General features: G+C 62.6%; 25 protein-coding genes. 16 read left to right on the forward strand and 9 right to left on the reverse strand.

The window, feature by feature from the left end:
* Positions 1–134: 134 nt before the first annotated feature.
* Together HDG33_RS08310 and HDG33_RS08315 are read left to right on the forward strand one after the other, a co-directional pair.
* Complete coding sequence (locus HDG33_RS08310) at positions 135–1,136, forward strand: universal stress protein (RefSeq protein ID WP_184023877.1); 1,002 nt, start codon at positions 135–137, stop codon at positions 1,134–1,136.
* A 50-nt stretch (positions 1,137–1,186) separates the two neighbouring features.
* Positions 1,187–1,657, forward strand: coding sequence for a universal stress protein (locus tag HDG33_RS08315; RefSeq protein ID WP_184023880.1), 471 nt, complete (start codon positions 1,187–1,189; stop codon positions 1,655–1,657).
* Between the two features lie 33 nt (positions 1,658–1,690).
* On the opposite strand, the gene HDG33_RS08320 is transcribed toward HDG33_RS08315, so the two are convergent.
* The 3 genes from HDG33_RS08320 to HDG33_RS08330 form a co-directional block, all read right to left on the reverse strand.
* Positions 1,691–2,791 (reverse strand): PAS domain S-box protein, encoded by a 1,101-nt coding sequence (locus HDG33_RS08320; RefSeq protein WP_184023883.1) that lies wholly within the window; start codon positions 2,789–2,791, stop codon positions 1,691–1,693.
* 122 nt (positions 2,792–2,913) lie between these two features.
* A complete protein-coding gene (gene fnr / locus HDG33_RS08325) occupies positions 2,914–3,696 on the reverse strand; it encodes a fumarate/nitrate reduction transcriptional regulator Fnr (protein WP_184023887.1) in 783 nt (260 codons plus the stop codon).
* A 16-nt stretch (positions 3,697–3,712) separates the two neighbouring features.
* Positions 3,713–4,120, reverse strand: coding sequence for a response regulator (locus tag HDG33_RS08330; protein WP_184023890.1), 408 nt, complete (start codon positions 4,118–4,120; stop codon positions 3,713–3,715).
* A 663-nt stretch (positions 4,121–4,783) separates the two neighbouring features.
* On the opposite strand from HDG33_RS08330, the gene HDG33_RS08335 reads away from it, so the two are divergent.
* Positions 4,784–5,245 carry a universal stress protein gene (locus tag HDG33_RS08335; RefSeq protein ID WP_184023893.1) on the forward strand — a complete coding sequence of 154 codons (462 nt, stop codon included), beginning with the start codon at positions 4,784–4,786 and terminating at the stop codon, positions 5,243–5,245.
* Between the two features lie 68 nt (positions 5,246–5,313).
* Here the strand turns inward: HDG33_RS08335 and HDG33_RS08340 are convergent, their stop codons facing one another.
* Both HDG33_RS08340 and HDG33_RS08345 read right to left on the reverse strand, forming a co-directional pair.
* Positions 5,314–5,817, reverse strand: a complete 504-nt coding sequence (locus tag HDG33_RS08340; protein ID WP_184023896.1) for a universal stress protein — start codon at positions 5,815–5,817, stop codon at positions 5,314–5,316.
* Between the two features lie 23 nt (positions 5,818–5,840).
* Positions 5,841–6,680 (reverse strand): universal stress protein, encoded by an 840-nt coding sequence (locus HDG33_RS08345; RefSeq protein WP_184023899.1) that lies wholly within the window; start codon positions 6,678–6,680, stop codon positions 5,841–5,843.
* 206 nt (positions 6,681–6,886) lie between these two features.
* Here HDG33_RS08345 and HDG33_RS08350 point away from each other — a divergent pair, with 206 nt between their 5' ends.
* The 3 genes from HDG33_RS08350 to HDG33_RS08360 all read left to right on the forward strand — a co-directional run bounded on the left by HDG33_RS08350 (position 6,887) and on the right by HDG33_RS08360 (position 8,497).
* Complete coding sequence (locus HDG33_RS08350) at positions 6,887–7,234, forward strand: polyketide synthase (protein ID WP_221311331.1); 348 nt, start codon at positions 6,887–6,889, stop codon at positions 7,232–7,234.
* Between the two features lie 64 nt (positions 7,235–7,298).
* Positions 7,299–8,045, forward strand: coding sequence for an acetoacetyl-CoA reductase (gene phbB / locus HDG33_RS08355; RefSeq protein ID WP_184023902.1), 747 nt, complete (start codon positions 7,299–7,301; stop codon positions 8,043–8,045).
* Positions 8,046–8,182: 137 nt separating this feature from the next.
* Positions 8,183–8,497, forward strand: a complete 315-nt coding sequence (locus HDG33_RS08360; RefSeq protein ID WP_184023903.1) for a hypothetical protein — start codon at positions 8,183–8,185, stop codon at positions 8,495–8,497.
* Between the two features lie 68 nt (positions 8,498–8,565).
* Here HDG33_RS08360 and phaZ read toward each other — a convergent pair whose 3' ends face one another.
* Positions 8,566–9,864, reverse strand: coding sequence for a polyhydroxyalkanoate depolymerase (phaZ, locus tag HDG33_RS08365; RefSeq protein WP_184023904.1), 1,299 nt, complete (start codon positions 9,862–9,864; stop codon positions 8,566–8,568).
* Positions 9,865–10,213: 349 nt separating this feature from the next.
* Between phaZ and HDG33_RS08370 the strand changes: the two genes are divergently transcribed.
* Positions 10,214–10,453: a hypothetical protein gene (locus tag HDG33_RS08370; protein ID WP_184023905.1), complete on the forward strand. Its 240-nt coding sequence runs from the start codon at positions 10,214–10,216 to the stop codon at positions 10,451–10,453.
* Positions 10,454–10,533: 80 nt separating this feature from the next.
* On the opposite strand, the gene HDG33_RS08375 is transcribed toward HDG33_RS08370, so the two are convergent.
* Positions 10,534–11,040 carry a PRC-barrel domain-containing protein gene (locus HDG33_RS08375; RefSeq protein ID WP_184023906.1) on the reverse strand — a complete coding sequence of 169 codons (507 nt, stop codon included), beginning with the start codon at positions 11,038–11,040 and terminating at the stop codon, positions 10,534–10,536.
* Positions 11,041–11,169: 129 nt separating this feature from the next.
* Here HDG33_RS08375 and HDG33_RS08380 point away from each other — a divergent pair, with 129 nt between their 5' ends.
* A complete protein-coding gene (locus HDG33_RS08380; protein WP_184023907.1) occupies positions 11,170–11,619 on the forward strand; it encodes a hypothetical protein in 450 nt (149 codons plus the stop codon).
* 20 nt (positions 11,620–11,639) lie between these two features.
* On the opposite strand, the gene HDG33_RS08385 is transcribed toward HDG33_RS08380, so the two are convergent.
* Positions 11,640–12,143, reverse strand: a complete 504-nt coding sequence (locus tag HDG33_RS08385; protein ID WP_184023908.1) for a flavin reductase family protein — start codon at positions 12,141–12,143, stop codon at positions 11,640–11,642.
* A 490-nt stretch (positions 12,144–12,633) separates the two neighbouring features.
* On the opposite strand from HDG33_RS08385, the gene HDG33_RS08390 reads away from it, so the two are divergent.
* The 7 genes from HDG33_RS08390 to HDG33_RS08420 all read left to right on the forward strand — a co-directional run bounded on the left by HDG33_RS08390 (position 12,634) and on the right by HDG33_RS08420 (position 21,652).
* A complete protein-coding gene (locus HDG33_RS08390) occupies positions 12,634–14,373 on the forward strand; it encodes a methyl-accepting chemotaxis protein (protein ID WP_184023909.1) in 1,740 nt (579 codons plus the stop codon).
* 441 nt (positions 14,374–14,814) lie between these two features.
* On the forward strand, positions 14,815–16,530 hold the full coding sequence (locus HDG33_RS08395) for a thiamine pyrophosphate-binding protein (protein ID WP_260330378.1): 1,716 nt from the start codon (positions 14,815–14,817) through the stop codon (positions 16,528–16,530).
* A gap of 248 nt (positions 16,531–16,778) precedes the next feature.
* Positions 16,779–17,813: a phosphate ABC transporter substrate-binding protein PstS gene (gene pstS, locus HDG33_RS08400; protein ID WP_184023911.1), complete on the forward strand. Its 1,035-nt coding sequence runs from the start codon at positions 16,779–16,781 to the stop codon at positions 17,811–17,813.
* Between the two features lie 138 nt (positions 17,814–17,951).
* The gene (locus HDG33_RS08405) at positions 17,952–18,173 is read left to right on the forward strand and encodes a DUF3562 domain-containing protein (protein WP_184023913.1); all 222 of its coding nucleotides are present in this window, start codon (positions 17,952–17,954) and stop codon (positions 18,171–18,173) included.
* A gap of 86 nt (positions 18,174–18,259) precedes the next feature.
* Complete coding sequence (locus tag HDG33_RS08410) at positions 18,260–20,686, forward strand: filamentous hemagglutinin N-terminal domain-containing protein (protein WP_184023915.1); 2,427 nt, start codon at positions 18,260–18,262, stop codon at positions 20,684–20,686.
* A gap of 280 nt (positions 20,687–20,966) precedes the next feature.
* Complete coding sequence (locus HDG33_RS08415) at positions 20,967–21,140, forward strand: hypothetical protein (RefSeq protein ID WP_184023917.1); 174 nt, start codon at positions 20,967–20,969, stop codon at positions 21,138–21,140.
* A gap of 110 nt (positions 21,141–21,250) precedes the next feature.
* Positions 21,251–21,652 (forward strand): hypothetical protein, encoded by a 402-nt coding sequence (locus HDG33_RS08420; RefSeq protein ID WP_184023919.1) that lies wholly within the window; start codon positions 21,251–21,253, stop codon positions 21,650–21,652.
* Between the two features lie 91 nt (positions 21,653–21,743).
* Here the strand turns inward: HDG33_RS08420 and HDG33_RS08425 are convergent, their stop codons facing one another.
* Entirely contained in the window at positions 21,744–23,273 is a 1,530-nt protein-coding gene (locus tag HDG33_RS08425; RefSeq protein WP_184023920.1) for a CYTH and CHAD domain-containing protein, read from the reverse strand.
* A 259-nt stretch (positions 23,274–23,532) separates the two neighbouring features.
* Between HDG33_RS08425 and HDG33_RS08430 the strand changes: the two genes are divergently transcribed.
* Entirely contained in the window at positions 23,533–24,090 is a 558-nt protein-coding gene (locus tag HDG33_RS08430; RefSeq protein ID WP_184023921.1) for a TetR/AcrR family transcriptional regulator, read from the forward strand.
* Positions 24,091–24,205: the final 115 nt, after the last annotated feature.

Consider the following 24,205-nt stretch of genomic DNA (forward strand, 5'->3'; position numbering starts at 1 on the left):
GATACAGATCAAGCCGCGCGCCGCGTCGGCGTTCATCATGTAAGCGCGAACCGCTGGCGTCCCCGTCACGGGCCGAGGTGTGAAGCGACGCGGTCGGCGCGCCGCCTCGCGGTGCGACGATCCGAGGAGAGCCGATGAACACTGCTGTCGAGCGCAACACCTTCCACCGCGTGATGATCGCGTCCGCGGGCGGCAGCGGACTGCCGCTCGGCACGCGCGTCGCCCGGCAGTTGGTCGCGGCGGATGCGCGCTTTCGTCTCGTCGATATCGTTTGCAATCCTGCCGCGCTTTATCCGACGCTGATGCTCAGCTATCCGGACTGGTGCGAGGCGCATCGCGCGATGCTGCACGGCGCGCAGGCCGCGCTGCGCGACGCGGTGATCGCGTTGCACGGCGTCGTCGCGGCGAGCGACGCCGAGATCGTCGATCTCACCGCGCTGCATCAGGGCGCGGCCGAAGCGCTCGCCCACACGGCGACGCAATGGGACGCGGATCTGGTCGCGGTGGCCGCGCATCCGCGTGAACATCGCCGGGACAGCCGTATCGATCCCGAGGAACTGGTCGCGTCGATCGGGCGTCCGGTGCTGTACATGCCGGCGAGGTCGACCGACGCGAGCGATGCCTCGGCGGTGAGCCGCGTGCTGGTCGCGATCGATGGCAGCGACACCGCGCTCGACGCGCTGCGCACCGCGCTTGCGGTAGCGCCGCCCGACGCGCGCATCAAGGTCGCCTACGCGGCCGACGACCGCTTCGCGTGGTGCGAATGGTTACCGTTCGAAGTCGTGTCGCAGCATCGAATCGATGTCTTGCGGCGCGGCGCGGCGATGCTCGAACAAAGCCGGCGCGCGGCCGAAACCGCGTTGCTCGAGTTCGACGATGCTTCCGGCGATGCGTCGAGCGCGATTCTCGACGAAGCGCAACGCTGGCACGCGGACCTGATCGTGATGGGTTCGCACGGCATGCGCGGCGCGCCGCACCCGTTGCCGGGGCACGTGACGTCGCGCACGCTGCGCGACGCGGCGTGTCCCGTGCTCGTGTGTCCGCGCGGCGCGTCGTCGTTGCGGGCGGACGACGTGCCGCACGGCGAGTGGCGGGAGCCGTATCTGGGCAGTCCGGGCGGCCCCTTTTATCTGTAGCAGGAGCGCGCCACGCGCGTTGACAAATCCAACCTCAGTGGAGAATCGGCATGTACCAACATATCCTCGTCGCGCTAGATGGCAGTACTTTCTCGAAACGCGCGCTGAAAGAAGCGGTGAATCTCGCCGCGTTGACGAAGGGCGTCGTGCATCCGGTTTATGTGGTCGACAAGACGCCGCTCTTTTCCTATGCCGGCTATTACGACCCGCTCACGCTCGTCGAAGCCTTGCGCCAGGACGGCCAATTGGTGCTGGAGGAGGCCGAACAGGCCTGCGCCGCCGCCGATGTGCCTTGCCGCCCTGAAATGATCGAGTCGGAGAGCCTGTCCGACGACGTCGCCGCGATCGTGCTGCGCCACGGCGAGCAGATCCACGCCGATCTGCTTGTGCTGGGCACGCATGGGCGACGCGGCGTGCGGCGCCTCGTGATCGGCAGCGTGGCGGAGCGGGTGCTGCGTTTCTCGACCTGTCCGGTGCTGCTCATGCGCGAGCAAAGCAACGAGGATGCGCCTGCAGAGTAACCCGCGACAGCGGGGCGCGGCAGCGCGTGAGCGTTACGCGAGCGCGTCGGCCGGTATCTGGATCGAGATCCTGAAGCCATGGCCCGGCGAGCTGGTGAACGACACGTTGCCGCGCAACTGCCGCACGCGTTCGCGAATGCCGAGCAAACCGAATGAATCTGTTCCCTGCGACCGATCCAGCGCGACACCCACGCCGTCATCCTCGATATCGAGCGATACGATGGAGCCCGCGTAGGTCATGTCGATGCGTACGCGGCTGGCCTTGGCGTGCCGCGCGACGTTCGTCAACGCCTCCTGAACGATGCGAAACAGCGCCGTCGCCGCGAATTCGCCGCATACCGGCTCAGCCGGTTCGAGATGCACGCTCGAGCGCACGTTGTAGCGTTTCGTGAAGTCTTCGGCCAGCCAGTCGAGCGCGGCGGCGAGCCCGAGGTCGTCGAGCAGCGGGGGCCGCAGATCGGCGGCGATACGCCGCAGCGAAGCGGCCATCCAGTCGATCTGCTTTTGCAGTTCGTGCGTCTGCGCGGCCAGCGGCTCGGTGTCGGCCTGGCTTTTCAGCTTCGCTTCAAGCAGCGCGACGCTCATTTTCAGCGCGGTCAGCCGTTGGCCGAGATCGTCGTGCAGTTCGCGCGCAATACGTTTTTGCTCGTTTTCGCGGGCGATCTGTACGTGCGTGGATACCTGATTCGCGCGTTCGAGTTCCGCGAGGCGCATACGTTCGGTCAGGTCGCGCGTGATCTTGGCGAAGCCGAGCAGCGCGCCCGACGCGTCGTGCACGGCGGAAACGACCACGTTGGCCCAGAAACGCGAGCCGTCGCGACGTACGCGCCAGCCTTCGTCCTCGGTGCGGCCTGCGGCTGCGGCGATTTCCAGTTCGCGGGCGGGCTTGCCGGCCGCGATGTCGTCCGGGGTATAGAACTTCGAGAAATGCTGGCCGATGATTTCTTCGGGCGTGTAGCCCTTGATGCGCTGTGCGCCGGGATTCCAGCTGGTCACGCGGCCGGACACGTCGAGCATGAAGATCGCATAGTCCTGAACCGCATCGATCAACATGAAATAGCGATCCTCGACGGGCACGTCCGACACGGACGCCGCACCGGTGAAGCAGGAAGACTCGCCGCTCGACAGACCCATCGCTCCTCCGGGTGGTCACGCAAGGTCGCGCACCGCAACGCACCGAGTTATATCAGTTCGGGAGCGCTTGTTCCACCCCGCATGTCCCGCGAACGAATGTGAGGCGAGCGTCGCGTCGGCGTTCAAACCCGAGCCAGTCCTTCCGCGTCTTCGATGCGGATCGTTTTGCCGTTCGCCTTGACGAGGCGCTCGCGCTGGAACTTCGAGAACATCCGGCTCACCGTTTCGAGTTTCATGCCCAGAAAGCAGCCGATTTCCTCGCGGGTCATGCGCAAATGAAACTCCGCCGCGGAAAAGCCGCGCGCCTTGAAGCGCTTCGACAGATTCAGCAGAAACGTCGCGACGCGCTGTTCGGCGGTCATCGTGCCGAGCAGCATCATCTGGCTCGATTCGCGCACGATCTCGCTGCTCATCATCTGGTAGATGTGATGCTGCATCGGCTTCATCTCGCGACAGATTGCTTCGAGCTGCGCGAACGGAATGATGCACACGACGCTGTCTTCGAGCGCGATCGCATCGCAATTCTGCTTGCCCTCGCTGATGCCGTCGAGGCCGAGCGAGTCGCCGGCGATCTGGAAGCCAGTCACGTGCTCGCGGCCGTCGCGATGCATGACCACGGTCTTGAACGATCCGGCGCGGATCGCGTAGATGCTTTGAAACGCGTCGCCCGCGCGATACAGCGCATCACCGCGTTTGATCGAGCGCGTCGAGCAGATCAACGTGTCGAGTCGTCTCAGTTCGTCGGATGTCAGCTCGGGCGGCATGCAGATCGCGCGCATCGCGCAGGTCGAGCAGCGCGGCACGGCGTAGCGTGTGGCCGCGGTGCGTGGCACAACGTGGATCGGTACGACGTGCGAAGTGCGGGGCGCGTCGTGGCGGGGTTCACAGACTGTGGCAACTTGCATGATCGGCTCCTGGCGGTCAGACCGGATGCGCACGACGCGCATAGGCAATCGCTTCGATGGCACGGCAGGCGAGTTCGAACTCCGAGGTCTTGTCGAAGAAGAAGTCGGCGCCCGCCGCTTCGCACGCTCGGCGAAACGCCGTCGCGCAATGATTGGTCAACACGATGCTGACGATGGACGGCCGCACCCGCGACAGCGCCGCGAGCAGCAGCAGATCGGTCTTGCCCGAGAAGCACGGGTCCAGCACCGCGACATCGGCGCGACTCGCGACGATGTCGTCGAACGTGTGCTCGACGCCGGCGGACTCGCCGGCGATTTCGATGCCGGGAATCAGCGCGATCAGGCAAGCAAGCCGGCGCCGGACCTCGGTCGCATCGTCGACGAGGAAGACTCTCGATAAGGTGGCTGGCGGGGCGGTGTCCATACCGACCAGTATTGGCGACCTCATCTCAGAAATATATCGGCGGGGATTTAAGCGGCGCTAGGAGTTCGGGTAATGTTGTAGGAATATTCCTATGGTGTGCCTGCTTTGCTGTTCAATCAGAAGTGCCGGGCGAACATATCGGCGTGGAAAATATATTAATACGAAGTGGCATTAAAGAATTGGAAAGCTGTGCGATAGACCGGCCATTATGTATTTTCAATTATTCGAAGAATGGTAAGTGTCTGAGGCTTGTTACTGCCGGGGAAGACGTGCCTACGATGCAAATTATCGATATTTCCCACTCCTGCTCATCGTAGACCGTGCTGGCACGATAGACGATAACGTCTGGACGCTGCCTTCCGAGGCTGCCCGGCGTTTCTAGCCTGTCTGCTGTTAAAAACCTCATCGGCGTGCGGCCATTTCGTCCTTGCCTTTTTCTTCTCCTTACCTTAATGCTAGGAGCATCGGAGGTGCCACTATGGCAGCAGCAACTATCACTTCGAAGGGCCAGGTCACGATCCCGGTGGACGTGCGCAACCAGCTCCCGAGCGGCGACCCATTGACCTGCGTCAAGCCGCGCGGCGGCGCGCGCTTCACACTGTCGGCGCGGACACGCGACGGCACCGCTTCGGTTCATGCCAGCGCTTTCACAGGGAGTCCAACATGTATGCACGAATTCTGGTTGCGCTCGACGACAGTCCCAGCGCGCAGCGCGCCTTTGCCGAGGCGCTGAAGCTCGCGAAGCTGACGGGCGCCACACTCGAAGCCTGCTGCGTGGTAGGGCACGGCAAGTGGTCGGACAATGCCGATGTGGCTTTCGAGCCGGAACCGGCGACCGCGGCGCAAGAATTCGCCAGCCGCGCGCTCGATGCGCCGCGCGAGCTGATGCGCGAGGCGCAGGTGCCCGGCGGCGTGCGGGTGATCGACGCGTACGCCGAAAGCGTGTCCGCGGTGCTCGCGCGCGTCGCCGACGAGATCGAAGCCGATCTGATCGTAATGGGAACGCACGGTCGCCACGGCGTGCAGCGCTTTCTGCTCGGCAGCGTCGCGGAGTCGCTCGTGCGTGCGACCGACAAGCCGGTGCTGATCGTGCGGCATGACGAACACGGGCACGCGCGGCCCTGAAGCGCCGCGTCGCGCAGCCGTGGCGCGATCGCGTGGGAGCGGCCGCGCAGCAGCCTGGTTTTCGCGGCTCAGGTGAGTTCGTTTTCGGCGCAGGCCGGGACTGACTGATCGCGCGTCGCGCCGTTCGCGTGCGCGGGAACCATCAGCACCGGGCAGCTGGCGCTGCGCAGCACGCGCTCGGCGACGCTGCCGAGCATCAGTCGCTGAACACCACGGCGGCCGTGCGTGCCCATCACGATCGCGTCGGCGTGCCATTCGAGCGCCGCCTCGACGATGCGATGCGCGACGTCTTCGCCAGTGATCGCGGCTTCGACGGTGCGGGCCGTGCCCTTGATCCCGCGCGCGGTCATCCGGCTCTGGGCATCGGCCGCGATCCGCTTGCCTTCCTCGATGAAGGCGTCCTGGATCACGCAAGGGTCGAAGCCGGGCGCGTCGTAGGCGATGACGGGCACGTCGATCACGTACAGCGGCTGCAGCTCGGCGCCCGATTCGGCGGCAAGGGTCAGCGCGGCGTCGAACGCACGGGAGGCGGTGTCGCTGCCATCGAGCGCGACGAGTAGGCGGTGAAACATGGCGGACTCCTTAAGCGCGCACTTCAGTGCGACAACAGCACCGGCACTGTCATCGACTCGAGCATCGTGCGCGTCGCGCCGCCCAGTACGACTTCGTGCAGACGCGAGTGCGCGTAAGCGCCCATCACGATCATGTCGCAGCCGAGGTCGGCCGCCTGCGACAGCAGCGCGTCGCCGACCGGCGTGCCGTCCGCGACGCTCAGTTCGCGCACGTCAATCTTGACGCCGTGACGCGCGACGGTGAGTGCGATGTCGTCGCCCGGAACCGTGTCGCGCGGCGGACGATCGCCCGATGAATGAACCGTCAGCAGCGTCACTTTGGACGCGTGCGCGAGGAACGGCAGCGCGTCGTGGATCGCGCGGGTGGCTTCACGGCTGCCGTCCCACGCGATCAGCACGTGGCGGCCCGGCGCCGCGAAGGTGCCGCCCGACGGCACCAGCAGCACCGGCCGCCCGGCCGACAGCGCGACGTGCTCGACGAACTGTTCGGCGACGAACGCCTCGGGATCGGTCGGATCGGTCTGCCCGAGCACGATCAGATCGGCGAGACGCGCATAGGGCGGCACGACGTCGTTCGCGTAGCCGTTCGCGGCGATCCAATGACCGTCGACGTTCGCGCGCGCGAGTTCCGCACGAAACAGCCGCTCCAGCGCGCTGGCACGCTCGTGCCGCAGGCGCTCGTGCTCCGCGTAGTAGTCGGCGGTGCCGGCCATCACGAAGAACGCGTGCCGCGGTGGCACGTACGTCGAAAACAGGCCGGTCAGCGTCGCATGAAAGCGGTGTGCGAGCTGCAATGCGATTTCGAGGCGCGGATGTGCACGAACGCTCGTATCGAGGTGAACGAGAATGCTTTTGTAGCTCATCGCCAAAGCTCCGTGACAGAACGTGGGGAAACGGGCGCAAGCAGGCTCGAGCCCGTCGTCAAATGGAGTCTAAGGGCCCGGCGGCCGCGGCTGTTGATGCAGATCAAGCGGGGGCCGCCGCGCGGCTCAAATTACAGTAGCAGGCGCGCTCGACGGTTTGCAACCGCGCCTGGCAATCCTATGCTGTGCTCTGGAGGGCAGCGATCATGGTTTCCGAATCCGATGCGCCGCCCGGGCGCCCCGCTTCACGGTGGACCTTGACGGCGTCCGGACCGCCCGAAGGCTGGCTCGACTACGCGGTGGCGTATCAGACCGCACAGGGCGCGGCACACGAGTACGCCGAGCGGTGCTTCGCCGACTGGAGCAAGTCGATCGCTTTCGTCGCGCAGCGCGAGGCGGACTGGTTCGGCGAGGCCAACCGCGCTTGCGCCACCTGGTATGCGTGGTGGCAGGCCGCGTACGGCATCGCGCCAGGCGTCGCGCCGCTCGCGGGCGGCCTGAGCGCATGGTGGTGGAGCTCGCAGAACGCGCTGCCGTTCGCGGGCGTCGTTTAGCCGCGCGAGCCGGCAAGGCCGGCGCGCGCACCGTCAATGGCAGACACGGCAAGGAGGAGTTCAGATGGGAACGGATCGCGTGGCATTGGTCACAGGCGGGATGGGCGGTTTGGGCACGGCGGTCAGCCGGGCGCTTCATGACGCGGGCATGACGGTCGCAGTGACGCACTCGACGCACAACGATCACGTGTCGACATGGCTGCAGCACGAGCGCGACACGGGGCGCGACTTTCACGCGTACGAAGCCGACATCGCCGACTTCGATTCATGCGCGCGCTGCGCGCAGCGCGTGCTGACCGAACTGGGCGCGGTAGACGTGCTGATCAACAACGCGGGCATCACGCGCGACACGAGCTTCGCGAAGATGAGCAAGGAGCACTGGGACGCCGTGCTGCGCACCGATCTCGATGGCCTGTTCAACATGAGCAAGCCGCTGTTGCCCGGCATGCTCGAGCGGCGCCACGGTCGCATCGTCAACGTGGGGTCGGTCAACGGTTCGCGCGGCGCCTACGGGCAAACCAATTATTCAGCTGCCAAAGCGGGCGTGCACGGCTTCACGAAGGCACTTGCGCTCGAAACCGCGAAGCACGGCGTCACGGTGAACACGGTGTCGCCCGGTTATCTCGCGACCGCGATGGTCGAAGCGGTGCCGCGCGAGATCCTCGACACGAAGATCCTGCCGCAGATTCCGCTCGGCCGGCTGGGACGTCCGGACGAGGTGGCGGCGTTGATCGCGTTTCTATGCTCAGAGGAGGCGGCTTTTATCTCCGGTGCGGACATTGCGATTAACGGGGGTATGTATATGCAGTGAGGGTGCTCGCCTTCACCGCGCTTGACCCACGTCAATGACCGCCTTTCTGGCAAGAACAGGATAAGCCCCATAGCAGGCGCCTGGACCCTGAGTCTGCGCGCAACAGGTTCGATCGACACTCGCAAGGGGAGGCGAAGATGGGCATCGACATGCAGATCGTCTACCTTGGCTTCGCGGGTGCCGCTCCGCTCGAAGCGGAAGCTGGTGCGCAACTGGTGCGTCTCGCGCGGTTTGGCGCGCTCGTGTCGCACTGCCATCTCGCCATCGAGGCATTGCGTCCGGGATCGGCGCATCCGCTGTATGACGTGAGGCTGGATCTGGTCACGCCCGCGCACGAGCTCAAGCCCGTCGCGCACTGCACTGACGACGACGCCAAAGCGGCGATCCGTCGCGCGTTCGATGTGGCGGAAATGACCCTCGAAACAGCGATCGGCACCGAGCGTGGGAACTGACGAACTTGCGTCGTGACGTGACGCTCGACGATCGCCAGATGCGGATTGCTGACGTTTTCCCGGCCACCTCACGCCGATTTGCGGTTTGCCGAACCCCTGGCCGCGCGGCGCGGCCGGCAAACCTTCAACGCGGCGTGCTCGACATCGCGCCAGAATTCGCAGAGCCCCGGATAAACCGCATCGCGCCAACGCGGCCCGATGAAGAGGTCGTAGTGATTGCACTGCTCGATGGTGAGCTGCCGCGCGGCTCGCATCGGCGATGCATCGCACAGCGCATGCGCGCAATGCGTTTGCCCCGCGCCCGTGATCTCGTCGCTGTCACCCTCGATCGTGCACAGCGGGGTATCGCGCAGCGCGGCGATTCGTACCCGGCGCCCGGCGACCGACCACAGATCGCGCGGCAACAGATGTTCGTGAAACACCACCCGAAGCATGTCGAGGAAGTAGCACTCCGCCATGTCGAGCACCGCGGCATATTCGTTTGCCGAGCGCAGCGCCTGCTGCGCACCGGGCATGTCGCCGGCAAGCCATCGGGACCAGTAATCCGCTTCGAGTCGCAACTGCCGCTCCGGATGCGCGGCAAAAATCGCGGTCTGCTGGATGAAGCCCGGATACACGAGACGCCCCGCGCCGCAATAGGGCGGTGGAACGATATCGATCGCATGGTCGTGAAACCACTCGAGCGAATGGGAACTGGCGAAGCGGTCGGTGATGGTCGGGTTCAAACGGGTATCGATCGGGCCGCCGAGTAGCGAGAGGCTCGCGATCGGCGCCGCCTCGTCCATGGCGAGCAGCGCCGCGGCGCCGAGCGCAGGCACGCTCGCCTGACAGATCGCGATCACATGAACCGGCGAGCCGAACGCGCGGGCGGCGCCGACGAAGCTTTCGAGCGCCTGCACGTAGTCGTCGAGCGATAGCGGGCCCGCTTCGCGCGGCACGTCGCGCGCGTCGGCCCAATCGGTCACGAACACGTCACGTTCCTCGAGCAGCGTTTCGACGGTCTCGCGCAGCATGACTGAGTGATGTCCGGCGAGGGGCGCACACAACAGCACCGGCAGTTTTGCGTCGGTAGGGGGTGTAGAGGGGTTGCGCTTGAACCTGAGCAGCGCGCCGAGCGGCAAGGAGGCGACGACGCTTTCGTCGACGGTAACGCGGCTACCGTTGGCGGCAACGGAGTGGATCGCGAATGTCGGCGTTCGTTCGAAAGCGCAGGCGGATCTCAGCAGCCAGTTGCTGAGCGCGTCGGCCGCCTGTTCCGGGCCGAGCCAGCCTGCTTGCGGGCGCGGCCCCGACTCCGGTTCGGATAGAACTCCCCCGACCATCGCGCGCGCGAGGCGTTGCTGTGCATCGATGAAGGCGTACCACATGATGAACTCCGACGTTCGTCGATCATGAGGGCAGCGTTGCCGCACCGGCACGAACTCGTGACGCGGATACCGTCGCAAAGCTTACCGCGAAACGTCGGGGCGAGGGGCGCGAAATCGGTGCGCGCGGCGCGCTAAGCAGGCCGCGTGCAAGAGGCATTGCGCGTTTTCCCGGCAGGGTTTTCACGCGATGGCGTGCGTCTGAAACGGAGCTGAAAGTATCGGGGAAAGCGAACGACGTCGAGCGTGACTCATGGTTCGTGTCGACGGTTGACGTGGATCAACGAGAGAGGCGTTGCGCGTCATTACGCTGACGATGGCAGTCGCTCGCGACAACCCCGAGGAGCATCCAATGACCATATCAGCAAATGCGCAGGAAGGAACCTGGTCCGTGAGCGTCGAGACGCGGGAGGCGCAGGAAGGCGGGTTTCTGTCGACGATCCATGTCAAACATGTGTCGCCCGAGGGTGACTTCGAACGCACCTTTCATCAGTCGCAGGTGTTCGCCGTGGAAAGAGAAGCGGTACTCGAAGGCTTGCGCGAAGGCATGACGTGGATCGCGCTGAAGACGACGCGGACCATCGGGGTGTAACAGCGCACCGCGCCTCGCGTGCTCGCCGCAACAGGCAACGCGTGCGAGGTAGCGGTGCTCGAGCGTCGCGATGCGTGTCTTCAGATTCCGCTCGTCGGATCGACACGTGTCGCGGGATCGCTTTCGACGACACTGCGCGTCGCTTCCCAGTACGGTTCGCGATGATAGAACTGATGGACCGACGTCCCCCATGCGCGATCGGCCATCGCCGGCCAATGGTCCTTGTCGAAGCCCGGCGAGCTTTTCACCTGCTCGGCCGTGGCGTCCAGCTGGAAGCACTTGCGGTCCGTGTCGAGCGTCAGCGAACGCCACGGGATCGCGTGCAAGGTCCCGCCGATGCCGAGAAAAGCGCCCTCCGTCAGCACCGCATACGCGATGCGGCCGCTGCGCACGTCGAGCATGATGTCGGAGATTTTGCCGAGATCCTGGCCATCGGAAGAGATCACCTTGTTGCCGTCGAGCGTCGCGGCGGCCATGACCGCGGGTCCGGGACCGTCGCCGACGCCGCCGCCGGCGATACGTGCGCCGGCGCCGGGCTGTACGGGAGTCGCGGAGGCGTTCGGGTCGAGAGGATCGAGCGGGTTCATGTCGAAACTCCTGATTTCCACGGAATACCTGCCATTTGCAAGACGCGTACCCGATACTGGATTCGAAGACTAGAATAAAAACACGCCGTGTCGAGACGGCTGCGCTGCGCCCGGATAGGGGGAGCGATCATGCGTTGTGGAATCATTGGTCTATGCGCTGGCGTGGCGGGCGTATGTGCGCTGTCTGGCTGCCTCTATTACGGTCCTTATTCGTACTATCCGGGAGCCGGTGGCTATTACGCCTGCACCAGCGCCACTGCCACTGGCCCCGCGCAAGCATCGTCTGGCAACGCGCCTGTGCCGGCGAGCGGTACGGCGGCCGCGAATGCGGCGCCAAACGACTTGCCGTTGTCGGGACAGAATTGCACGTACGTCGCGGTACCTGCGCCTGCTTATTACGGCTATCCCGGGTATTACGGTTATCCGGGCTATTACGGCTATCCCTATGGCTATTCATGGCCGGGCTACTACGGATGGTGGGGACCGTCAGTGGTGATCGGAGGCTACTGGGGCGGTGGCCATGGCCATGGCGGCTATTACGGCCACTGGCACGGAGGACATGGCGGGCACGGGCATTGAGCAGCCAGCACGCCAGCCAACTACGAAAACGTCTCCGGATAAAGATCCTCGCTCATGTCGAGATTGCCAGTCTGCGCGTAGATCAGCGGGTCGCCGTCCGCGCCGGCCAGCGCGCCATCGACGACGCGCCCAACTATCAGCCGATGATCTCCCGCCTCGATGTCGCCGGTCACCCGGCAGTCGAAATGCGCGAGCGCATCGAGCAACAGCGGCGCGCCGGTCACACCGGTACGCCAGCGAGCCACCGCGAGCTTGTCGACGGCTCGGCCCGACTGCGTGCCGAAGTGCCCGGCGAGCTTCTGTTGATCCGCGCGCAACACGCTGATCGCGAACACCGCGCCGCTGCGCAGTAGTTCGCACGACTCATGCTCGGGACTGATGCCGAGCGCGACCAGCAACGGTGCAAACGAAACCTGCATCACCGAGCTTGCGGTGAACGCATTGCGGCGCTCGCCGTCCGCTACGCCGATCACATACACACCCGCAGTCAAATGCCGGAAAAGCTGCGCGATCCTATTGCTCATAGGGCCTCCTGGATAAAATTTCGTCGCGTGCTGCGTGCCTGTGCGGCTGCTCCGGAAGATGCAAAACTTAAATATTGAATCGATATAAACATATCGAAATAGAATGAATCTCAGCGCGGTTGTTCGTCGGAAGCAGACGTGACGCGGTGCACGCCTGTGGGACGAATTCAGGCTATCACCGGGTTATGCAAACGATAAATGTCCGGGGCGACCAAAAGCTTTGCACCAAGCGAGTGCGGCCGGCACGAGTGCGTGCACCGAGTGGCACTTTCATCGGCTCAAAAATAGAGCACTCCTTTTCTCTTATAGGGACGTAAAAAAACTTCGCGATGATCCCGCTATTCATCTGAAGAATGAGAGCGTATTGCCGATAACCAGTTATGTCCGGTACTGCGTTTCGCGTCGGTATGGCCTTGTGTTACAGCGGGCGCCAAAGCGGTGATGTACCTGGTTATCCGTTCGGGTTCTTACATTCTCAACAAAGCGAACTATGAATTTCGGCAATATGAAGCTCGGCGCCAAGCTGATCAGTGCTTTCATCCTGGTTTCGATCATCAGCGCTGTTGTCAGCGGGATCGGCCTGCACAACATGGCGGAGATCAGTGCGAACGCAGACAAGACGTATCGGCAGGACCTTGTCGGGCTCAACCTGATACAGCAGGCTAACGCCGACGTACTGCGAGTCGGCACCTATCTGCGCAACGCGGTTCTGGCCACGACGGCCGCACAGCGGGCTGGCTCGCTCGACCAAGCTGACAAGGCCCTCGCCTCGGCACGTGAGCACCTCAATCAGGCGGAGCCGCTCGTCTATACCGACAAAGGCAAGGCTACGTTCGCCGACCTCGATCAAGGTTGGCAGGACTACATCCAGGCCTTCAATGAAATGAAAGGCAAGATCAACGCGGCGGCGTTAGGGGATCGGGACAGCCTGACCGAATACATGCTGGGCGAGTACCACCACAAAGGCTTCAAGACCCTCGTGCTAATGGGCAATCTGGTTGCCCTGAAACAGGCCGACGCGCAACGGACAGCTGAATCCAACGATGCCGTGTACGAGGAAGGTCGAAATCTGATGCTGGTCTTCGTGGCGATGTCCGTGTCGATCGGCGTGGGAATCGGCATATGGATGATGCGTAGCGTAACGCGGCAACTGGGTACGGAGCCGGCGACGGCTGCTGCTGTGGCCAGAAGCGTGGCGGCCGGCGACCTGAACATCAGTATCGCCCTGCGGCCCGGCGACACGAACAGCCTGATGGCGTCGCTGAAAGCCATGTGCGACGCCCTGGTGCGAGTCGTATCAGAGGTGCGCGAGAACGCCGAAGGTGTCGCGACTGCGAGTGCACAGATCGCACAAGGCAATCTGGATCTGTCGAGTCGCACGGAGCAACAGGCGGCGTCGCTCGAAGAAACGGCTTCCAGCATGGAGGAACTGACTGCGGCGGTCCGCCACAACACGGACAATGCAACCCAGGCTGCCACGCTCGCGGGTACCGCCTCGAGCGTCGCGCAACATGGCGGCGAGATCGTCGGGCGCGTGGTTGAGACAATGCGCGACATCTCCACCAGCTCGGCCACGATGTCCGAGATCATCGGCGTCATCGAAGGCATCGCCTTCCAGACCAACATCCTCGCGCTGAACGCAGCGGTCGAAGCGGCCCGCGCGGGAGAACAGGGGCGGGGCTTCGCTGTCGTTGCGGGTGAAGTCCGCACGCTCGCGCAGCGCAGTGCGACTGCCGCGAAGGAAATCAAGGAGTTGATCTCGGACTCTGTCAGCCGGGTGGAGGCAGGCTCGATGCTCGTCGAAGAAGCGGGCGGTGCAATCAAGGAAATCGTGCAGTCAGTGAAGCGCGTGACCGACATCGTGGGCGAAATCTCGTCGGCATCGAGCGAGCAAAGCACCGGTATCGAACAGGTCAATCAGGCAGTCAACCAGATGGACCAGGTCACACAGCAAAACGCTGCGCTTGTCGAAGAGGCGTCGGCGGCAGCCCAGACAATGGCCCGGCAAGCGGAAAGCCTGCGCAAGACGGTCGCTTTTTTCAAGGTCGATGGCGAGAAGGCTGCTTCATTGCGAGCGACGACGCAAGCGGCAGTACCGCAACGGACGGCCCTGAACCGCGCCCCGTCCTCTGCTGTAACACCGGCAAAGGTCGCGAGGAGACCAGTCCCCTCTTCAGAAGGTCCGGTAGTCGTCGCCGCCGCGACTGAGGCGGACTGGCAGAAATTCTGAGCGATTCCGACCGGTTCCGGGTGCTGGATGACGTCGATTCATACCGTCGGCGCGTGCCAGCCCCGCGGGAGTCGAGCGGGCGAAGATCCGCGATACACGTGCGCCGGATGGCTATCAATGCGCCGCGGCGACTGCCTCAGGCACGCAGGCAGCGTGGATGATCAACAGTGCAGCCAGGGCGTGTGATTGTGGACGGAGACACCCGGGCCCGCCGGTCAAGCGGGTTCGAGGAAATAGCGTGATGCGCGACTGCACTCGACGTGCAGCGCCTTGAATGTCGTCTCGCCGTCTCCGCGCACTGGCCATCGCCGATCTCGTCTCGCGCCGCTCCGACATGCAGCGCGTGACGGGCAGATGCGCAGCGGTGAGATTCGATTAACGGTAACTCGTGAGATCGTAATCAAAACTATGGGATCAAACGCTCCGCTCAATGTCTCGACAATGGTTGTGAACTCGTTGGAGTCCGCCGGAATAGACCACGTGTTCCTGGTCCCGGGAAAGCTGATCTATCCGCTGCTGGACGCAATCGACAACTCCCCTTTGATTCGCGGAATCGTAGGCGCTCATGAGACTGGCAGTGCTTTCATGGCCGATGGCTATGCCCGCGCCAGCCGGAAATTCGGCGTTTGCGCAGGGATTTCCGGCCCAGGCACGATGAATTTCGTTCCCGGCATGGCAGCCGCTCACGCAGACCGGATTCCGATGCTCTATATTGCCGGCGGGATCTCGTCGCATGCGGAAGGCAAAGGGGCGTTCCAGGATGCCACGCCCGGAGGCATTTTCGAAAGCGGCGTGGTCAGAAGTCTGGTGACGGATATCGTCGAGCTAAAGAACAAGGAAAATACTCAGGCCGAGATGCGTCGTGCGATCGAAGGGTTGAACTGGATGCGTCGAGCGCAGTCATTCATCAGTATCCCCGTAGACGTTCAAAAGCAGGATGTCCTGCCCGGTCAGGACGTGGCACGGCAACCCTACGCTCACCGCGAATTCAACGCATGCGAAGTGCCCGCGAACCGCGCCGCTCTGGATGCGCTGTGCGATCAGTATCTGTTTCAGTCGAAGAGAGTCGCGTTTCTGGTCGGAAGTCGTGGCAATGATGCGGAAACTGCAAAGCTTCTTCTCGAGGTTGCCGAAGGCTTTCACATTCCAGTCGCAACGACACTATCGGGAAAAGGTGCATTTCCCGAGCAACATGCCCTTGCACTGGGTGTGTACGGATTTTCAAGTCATTCGCGCGCTGCACGGGTGATCAACTCCGACGAACTTGATGTACTAGTCGTGTTTGGTAGCGACCTGAACCAGCGAGACAGCATGAACTGGAGCAGGAGGCTGACAGGGGGGAAGGAGCTATTCATCTTTGATGACAGCTTCGATTCACCGGCGATGGGGCACATTTCGCGTCAAGGAATCTTCTCCGGAATTTCCGCGAGCTTCCGGTTGCTGGCCCAGAAAGCCGCGGACAACCCTCCCGGGCTGCCGCAAGCACTGCAAAGAAGAAAGGGGTGGATTGCCGAGATCAACGAGACCCCCCTGTACGACCACCGGTTTGAGCAGTTAGGAGCCCGAGTTTCCAGCGGTGACGAAGCGCTATATCCTGGAGACGTAGTTAAGCACTTGTGCCGGATGCTGCCGAAGGACAGCAACGTCGTGGTGGATTCCGGAGCCCACCGCATCTTCATGGCCCATTACTGGCTGTCGTCAGGTAAGGGCAACTACTTTTCGTCGAGCTCGCTCGCCCCGATGGGCTGGGCCATCGCAGCCGGAATCGGCGTCAAGCTTGCGGCCCCAGAACGCCCGTGTGTCGTGGTGACCGGCGATGGGTGCATGATGATGCACGGCATGGAGATTCAGACCGCGGCTCGATACCGAGTCAAGGTGATCTATGTGGTTCTGAACAACGCCGCACATGGCGCAATCCATATCGACGCTATCAGGAGTGGTTCGATTTCAGAGCAGTTCACCAAATTGCCCTGTCATAGCTGGTCGGCTTTTGCATCATCGATCGGTGTGGCCGCGCGCGCGGTTGAGCGCATCGACGAGCTTGATGGCGTATTGAGTGAAGCTTGTCAATATGACGGGCCTTTTCTGATTGAAGTCATCACCGGAGTTTTTCCCGCGCCGAACCGGTACTATGCAGAAGCCGAAGCCTGTCCGTGAGATTCCATCCTTCAACGCGACAAAGCCAACCGCATTGCTGAACGACGCCGCAATCAGACCATCTGAACGCCGCGCCGCAGTTGTCAACGAAATGTCATTCGAACCGCCTAAGTTTAGACGTTCGGGCCGATGGCAAGGCTCGACGCGGCGATGGGCACGCCGGGCCTGCGGAATGCGCAAGAGAGGGATCGCGGCGCGTAGCTTGCTGCAACCATTGAATCGGTCAGTCAATCTCGTGGAGGCAAACCATGCTGTTAAAACGCGGAATTGCAGTTCTTGCCGTTGCTCTACCGCTCGCGGCCGCGCAAGCGCAAACCGTCGACATCACCGGGGCGGGCAGCACTTTTGCGGCCCCGATCTATAACAAGTGGGCTGACGCCTACCATAAGGCGGGAGGCGGCAAGGTCAACTACCAAGGCATCGGTTCAGCGGGCGGCATCAAGCAGATCATCGCGAAGACCGTTGATTTCGCAGGTTCCGATGCGCCGATGAAGGACGACGAACTGGCGAAGACTGGCCTGTTCCAATTCCCGACCGTGGTCGGCGGCGTCGTGCCGGTCGTGAACCTGCCCGGCGTGAAGCCGGGTCAGCTCATTCTGTCGGGTGCCGTGCTTGGCGACATCTATCTGAACAAGATCAAGAAATGGAACGATCCGGCGATCGCCGCGCTCAATCCGGGTATGAAGCTGCCAGATACGGACATCGCCGTGGTGCGCCGCGCCGACGGTTCGGGCACGAGCTTCATCTGGACGAACTTTCTGTCGAAGGTGAACCCGGAGTGGAAGTCGAAGATCGGCGAAGGCACGACGGTGAACTGGCCGACCGGCACGGGCGGCAAGGGCAATGACGGCGTTGCCGCGTTCGTGCAACGCCTGCCGGGCGCGGTCGGTTACGTCGAGTGGGCATATGCGAAGCAAAACAACATGATCTACACCAGCCTGAAGAATTCGGCCGGTATCGTGGTTGCGCCGAAGACCGAAACCTTCAAGGCGGCCGCCTCGGGCGCGGACTGGAAGACGTCCTTTTACCAGATCCTGACGAACGAGCCCGGCAAGGACGCGTGGCCGGTCGTCGGCGCGACCTTCGTGCTGCTGCATACGACGCAGGACAAGCCGGCGCAAGGCGCGGCAACGTTGAAGTTCTTCGACTGGGCGTTCAAGAACGGCGAGCAGGCTGCCAGCGATCTCGACTACATTTCGCTGCCGGATTCGGTCGTGTCGGAAATCCGTGCGCAATGGAAGACCAAGGTCAAGGACGCGTCGGGAAAACCGGTGTTTCAGTGAAGGCCTCGATGCCACCCGCCTCAAACAGCTTGTAATCGATCATGGACGAAGTCAATTGACGCAGGTCAATTGACTGACGCATAGAGGCGGGTAACGTGTGTGTGACGGTCCTTTATCACCGCACGCTCGGAGCAAGCCATGGTCACGCGCAACGTCGAGGATGTCATCAGGCAGATTGCCGCTGCTACCGACACTCCTGAGGAAACGGTCTCGCAGATGTACGCGCAGACGTGGATTGAATACAGCGAAGGTGCACGAATCACGGACTACCTGACGGTGCTGGTCGCTCGTCGTGTGCGGGACGACCTGCGTAGGCGGCAAGTGCGGGATTCGCTGGTATCTCTCGGACAAGCTGACTAATATTCTGCGTTTGGGCTCACCACGGTTCACGCGACTCCGGTTGGATTGCGGGCCGATGGCGTCCAACTTCCGCGGAAGGGGGACATATGACACCTTTGTCATTAAGTCGTCCGACACTGCGCGCGCCCTATCGCCGACATCCGTCTCAACACATCTCACCCTTCATCGCTGGATTGTCGTTGGCGCACGCGGCCTTTGCCGGTGGCGTGCTTCCGCAGGGCGGGCACTATGTTGCCGGGGCGGGAACCATCGCCGGTCAGGGCAACGCGATCACCGTCACGCAGCCGAACTCGACTCGCGGCGTGATCGACTGGACCAGCTTCTCGATCGGCAAAGGCAACACCGTCAACTTCGACAACGGTTCGGGCGCAACGCTCAATCGCGTGACGGCCTGCGCGCCTTCCGCGATTCTCGGCAGCCTGAAGGCAACTGGCAGCGTGTATCTGATCAACCCGCAAGGCATCGTGGTGGGTCGTAGCGGGACTATCACTACCGGCGGACGATTCGTTGCTTCGACGCTCGATCTGCCGAATACACCCTTCGTGAATGGCGGGACGCTCACGCTCACGGGCACATCGAATGGCAATGTGGTGAATCTCGGCAAGATCAGTTCCAGCGGAGGCGATGTTTTCCTGATTGCACGCGGTGTCGTGGTCAATGCGGGCTCGGTCAGCGCACCGAACGGCACCGCGGAATTCGTCACGGGGCAGCAAGTGGCGTTGCTCGAATCGTCGGGCAGCAGGCAGGTATTCGTGCAGATAGGCAGCACAGGAACCGTGATAGATCGCGGTGCCACGCAAGCCGCGCAGATCAATCTGGAAGCGGCCGACGGGAATATCTATGCCCTTGCAGGTGGTGGCTCGCGTATCCGCGCGACGGGCACGGCGATGCGCGGCGGCCACATCTGGCTGGTCGCCGACACCGGGCACGTCACGCAGCAAGGCACGATCGCCGCAACGAATGCCGACGGCAGCGGCGGCACCGTCGATACGCTCGCCGACACACTCACGCTGGCGCATGGCGCCCGCGTGCGAGCAGGGCTTTGGAACGCATCGACGCCAAACTTCACGATCGATCGCGGCACAGCCGACGCTTTCATGCGCAGTCTGAACGCCGGCACATCCGTCGATGCAACCGCGACTGGCACGCATGGCGCAAGCGGCGACATGACGGTCGCGTCGAATCTCAACTGGCGAGGACCGGCGTCGTTATCGCTCGCCGCTTTTGGCAACGTGACGATCGCACCTGCGACGACGCTCAGGAGCACCGGCAGTGGCAACCTGAGTTTGCGGGCCGACGCGACGGGCATCGACAACGCAGCCAGCGTGACCAACCGCGGCACGATCGACTGGTCGGTAAGTACCGGTTCGGTGAGTTCGTTCTATGACATGAACGGCAGCTACAGCCCAGGGACCATCCGCTCGAATACCGCGTGGACTGCCGCGCCCTATAGCGGTCTTCTGACGCAAGTGACCGGCTACAAGCTCGTCAATTCGCTTTCCGACCTGCAGAACATATCGCTCGATCTGACCGGCAACTATGCGCTCGGCAAGGATATTGACGCGAGTGCGACGAATCTCTCTTCCACTCCCGCCGGCGGCGTCGACTTCATCTCGCTCGGCAGCGCGGCAATACCTTTTTCAGGCCAGTTCGACGGCAGGGGACATGTGATCGACCACTTCAGTCAGCAGGAGTATTACTCGCCGTCGGGTAGCCGGTCGCTTGGCCTGTTCGGCGAAATCGGGAGCACGGGCGTCGTGCGCAACGTCGGCATGACGAACAGCGAACTTACGGCCATCTTCGACATTTCGTTCAACGATCCCATCTCTGTCACGTACGGCATACTGGCCGGCCGGAACCAGGGGTTGATCACCTACGCATATACGACCGGCCTGCGCACGTCGCCCCACTATGGGAACGTTCCGATCGGCGGTTTGGTGGGCACCAATGATGGTCTCATCGAGCGCTCGTGGAGCAGCGCTTCAGTGAATGATGCCGGCGAGGCAGGGGGGCTCGTCGGCGTCAACACCGGCCGGATCGTTCAATCATTTACTACTGCGGATGTTAGCGGAAATGTGCGAATGGAACCGGGCGGACTCGTCGGCATCAACAGTGGCACGGTGTCACAGTCTTATGCCGCCGGCAGGGTGTTAGGGCTTTTTGCGGCTGGCGGATTGGCGTTCGCAAATAGCGGCGTGATCGAGCAGTCGTTCGCGGTTGGTCCGGTGCTAGGACCTTCCTACCAAGGCCCGGGCTACGGCACTTACGGGGGAATCGTGGCATACGGCGCCAGCGGAACGATTGCGGGCAATGTCTACTGGGACAAAGAGACGACGACACGAACGGTGAGCACTGGAGACGTGTCGCAACTGCCCGCGTCAAACGGGTTCACGACTGCTCAAATGAGCAACCCGGCGAGCTTCGACGCATCGTGGGATTTCAGTCCAACCGGCGCGTGGGTCATGCCTGCCGGCGCGACCCACCCCATCCTGCGCTGGCAACTCGGCCAGTAAGCGCTGCTGTGAGGCCGCGGCAGCAGTACCAACGCGCGCCCGTGAACGTGCCCTGATAGCTCGGCTCGTCCTTGCGTCTGACGATGCCAGACATAACGCGACATGGCGGCAGGCGCGCAATGTGCTTGGAGATAGACCCGTTGATCGCTTTTGCGGCGAGGGCGCCGTGTGCACCGCGCCATGCGCCGCTAGAAGTGCTGTCAGTGGATCGTCGGAGCGCACGGTAAATCGTGCAGCGCAGGCAACCGGCGTCATTGGCCGAAACCACGAGGAGAAATCGATGACCCTGCTCATCTATCTGGTCGGATGGATCATTTTCATTGGCGGCGTCGCGTGGGGATTGATGGCGCTGCATGTCGCGCAGCACGTCATCGCAATCGTGGCCGTGATCCTGCTCGGCATTGCGGTGATTACGGGCGCCACGCGTGCGCTTAATCGCGATCGGTCGTCATAGCCTTTGGCGTTTGCTTGTCGGATCTACCAGGTGGGAACGCTCATCACACGCCACGCTCGCGATGTACCATGTCTGCGTGAAATCTCGCGCTGGATATCGTGGAGTACATCATGGGAAGCGCATGGAAACGCCGCTTCAAACTGTTTATTCAGCGTTTCTGGCAGCCAACCAGCGCGTGCATGACCTGTATGCCGGGGAGCTGGGGCAACATCATGAGCCTCACGCACTGGGCGATCGCATTCAAAACCGGGCTGCTCACCGGTGTGCTCGCCCTGCTGCTCACCTTCACCCCGGCGGCGAAGTGGTACGGGAATCGCTATAGCAACGCGCTGCTCGTCGGTTGCCTGACCGCTATCGGCGATGCCTACTCTCATTCGAGCCACTACCGCTCTCATGTTCTCGAACACGTCGCGACGGGGGTCATGTCAGGCCTGTTCGCGCTCGCTGCGTCGTTCCTGTTCGAGGACCGCGCGCGCCGCATACGCGCGGCGTGGTCGCGTTTGTTCGGATAATAAGACTTCGATCTCGAACATCGTGAGACCTCACGATGAGTGTTGCGCGTGACACGTTCGTGCCCGGATACATCGCGGTGAATTGTTCGCGTCAGTGCGGTGACGAAAGCAGTTTGAAGCGCTTCCACAGCTTCTTCAATGTCTGATGATCGGCAGCGACGCGTGACGCGAGGAAGCCGCGTGCGAAGGCCGCGCCCGAGGCCGCTTCCGGCGACGTTTTCAACAACGACTTCAGAAGCTGATCGGCGACGACGGCATCGTTGCGCCAGCCGAGATCATCCTGAAGCGCGGTGAGCGCGTCGACATAGTGGCGAACGGCCTGCTTCGGGCATAGCGACGCAAAGAACTCGGTGGCGTATCGAACTTTTTTCGCCGCGATGCGGGCGCGGTGACGACGGTGATCGTCCAGATCGGCCAAACCCTTGCCACGTTTGATCAGTTTCTTGTGCCGACGACGCAGGACATCGGCGGCGAATGACTTCACCGGGCCGCTGATTGCGTTGCGCTGTTCGTCGGACATCTCATCTCGCCAACCTTTGCGGTTCAACCAGAGCGCGAACTGGAGCGCGAGCCGCGTGTAGCGAACCGACTCGACCGCGGCAGCCGCGCGCTGCCGGTTGTTGACGGCAATCTGCTCGCACGCCTCTCTGACGGGCCGGATCTCGTCCGCATTGCCGTCGGCGCCGGCATGGTCGAGCGTCGATCCCGCAAGCACTTCCCAGTCGCGCGCGCCACCGAGTTCCGAGGCAATCCAGCGCAACTCCTCGTCGAATCCGGACGAGGCGGGGATGACCTTCGCAAACAGGTCGAGAGCCGAACGCAAGCGACGAAGTCCCACGCGCATCTGATGGACGCTCGATGGATCGTGGCCCGACACGACGCCCCGTTCATTCGCGTGGACCTGGTCCAGACAGTTGCGCACAATCACGCAGAACGCATCCTCGACCGAATCGCGTTTGTTCAGTCGTACTGGTTGCGCTTTCACTGCCTCGCTGTGCTCGTCAATGAGCAGTGCATACCCGACATCTGCCTTGCTGCGATGATCGATACGCAGCGGCGCAGTTTCGAGCATTTCCAGCGCGACGCGGTACAGCACATCCGGATTGCCCTGTTTCAGTTCCAGTTCCACCGCGGCGATCTGCACTGATCCCGAATCCGCTTCGACGCTTCCTTCGTCGAGAGCAAGCTCGAGTTCGTCTCCGGAGGGCTGGCGCAGCACAAACGCTGACCGGTTGATCCGCGTGACGAACACCGGCTTCAGTTGGGCCGCAACGGTCTCGTCGCGAATCAGCTTTCCGCAGTCGCTGTCGTCGGGGATCTGGTCGTACAGCAGCGTCAGATCGGGCGCGTCGCTATTCACGGGCATCTCGAACTCGTCCCGGTCGAACAACCCCGCCTTGGCCGATCCTTCGCGCTTCAGCGTCTGGATTTTCTCGTTGCCGACGGTGCGCACGCGCAGCGAAGCCCCGCACCAGTGAAATGAAAGATCGGGCGTGTCGAAATAGGTGCTCGTCAGCAGGTGAGGCGTTCCCGCTGTAGCTTCCGATTGCGCAAGCGTCGACGCGTTGCGCAATTTGACGAGATCTTCGTTCGCAACGCGCAGCTTCAGCTCCCGTTCCATGCCGCCTCCGAAATGAGCACCAGACTGTCAGACTACACCGGATTTTCTGGACCGGGTCGCGGCCGATCGTCCCCAGTGGCCTCAGATAAAAGTCGTACACGGAAAAAGTGGATAAGACGGTGGACGAGCCTGGCGCGAATGCCTGAACACGTTGGGACATCTTGATTAGGAAATGATCATTTCCTATAATCGCCATATGACTACACGCAACCATGCTGCCAGACACCCACGTGCTCCAGGTCGTCCACGCGAATTCGAAATGGACGTCGCGCTGGACGGCGCAATCCAGATTTTTCGTGAGCGCGGTTATCAAGGGACGTCTCTTGGCGACCTTGGGTCCGCGATGGGGCTCACGGCCGGCAGTATCTACAAGGCGTTCGCCGATAAGCGAGCGGTATTCCTTGCCGCGCTCGAGCGCTACATCCATCTACGAAATGGCCAGTTGCAGAGCCTGCTCGACGCGGAGCAGACCGGCCGCGACAAGGTACGGGCTATTCTGCGGTTTTATGCTGAGTCTGCAATTGGCGATGAGGGCAAGCGAGGCTGTCTCGTAGTCGGAAGTGCAGTCGACCTGCTGGCCTTCGATGATGAGGTCGCGAGTCATGTGGTCGCGTCTTTGCAGCGAACGGAGCGTCTGTTGTGTCGTTTGATCCGAGTGGGCCAGACAGACGGTTCGATCGCGTCCGCCGTGGATCCGGACGCTACCGGCCGCGCACTGCTGAGTCTGACGCAAGGTTTGAGAGTCGTCGGCAAAGTCGGGCGATCCCGGGCACACATGATGGCGGTGGCGGATCAAGCCATGCGTCTGCTGGACTAAGCACAGCAAGACATAGCATTGCATGACCTCCGCGTGCCGCTCACCCTATTAGGAAATGTCCATTTCCTAACATTATCCGCCAATGAGAAAAGCCGCTCAACGGTGTCATCCCCCA

Source organism: Paraburkholderia sp. Cpub6, assembly GCF_014201065.1.
GTDB lineage: Bacteria > Pseudomonadota > Gammaproteobacteria > Burkholderiales > Burkholderiaceae > Paraburkholderia > Paraburkholderia tuberum.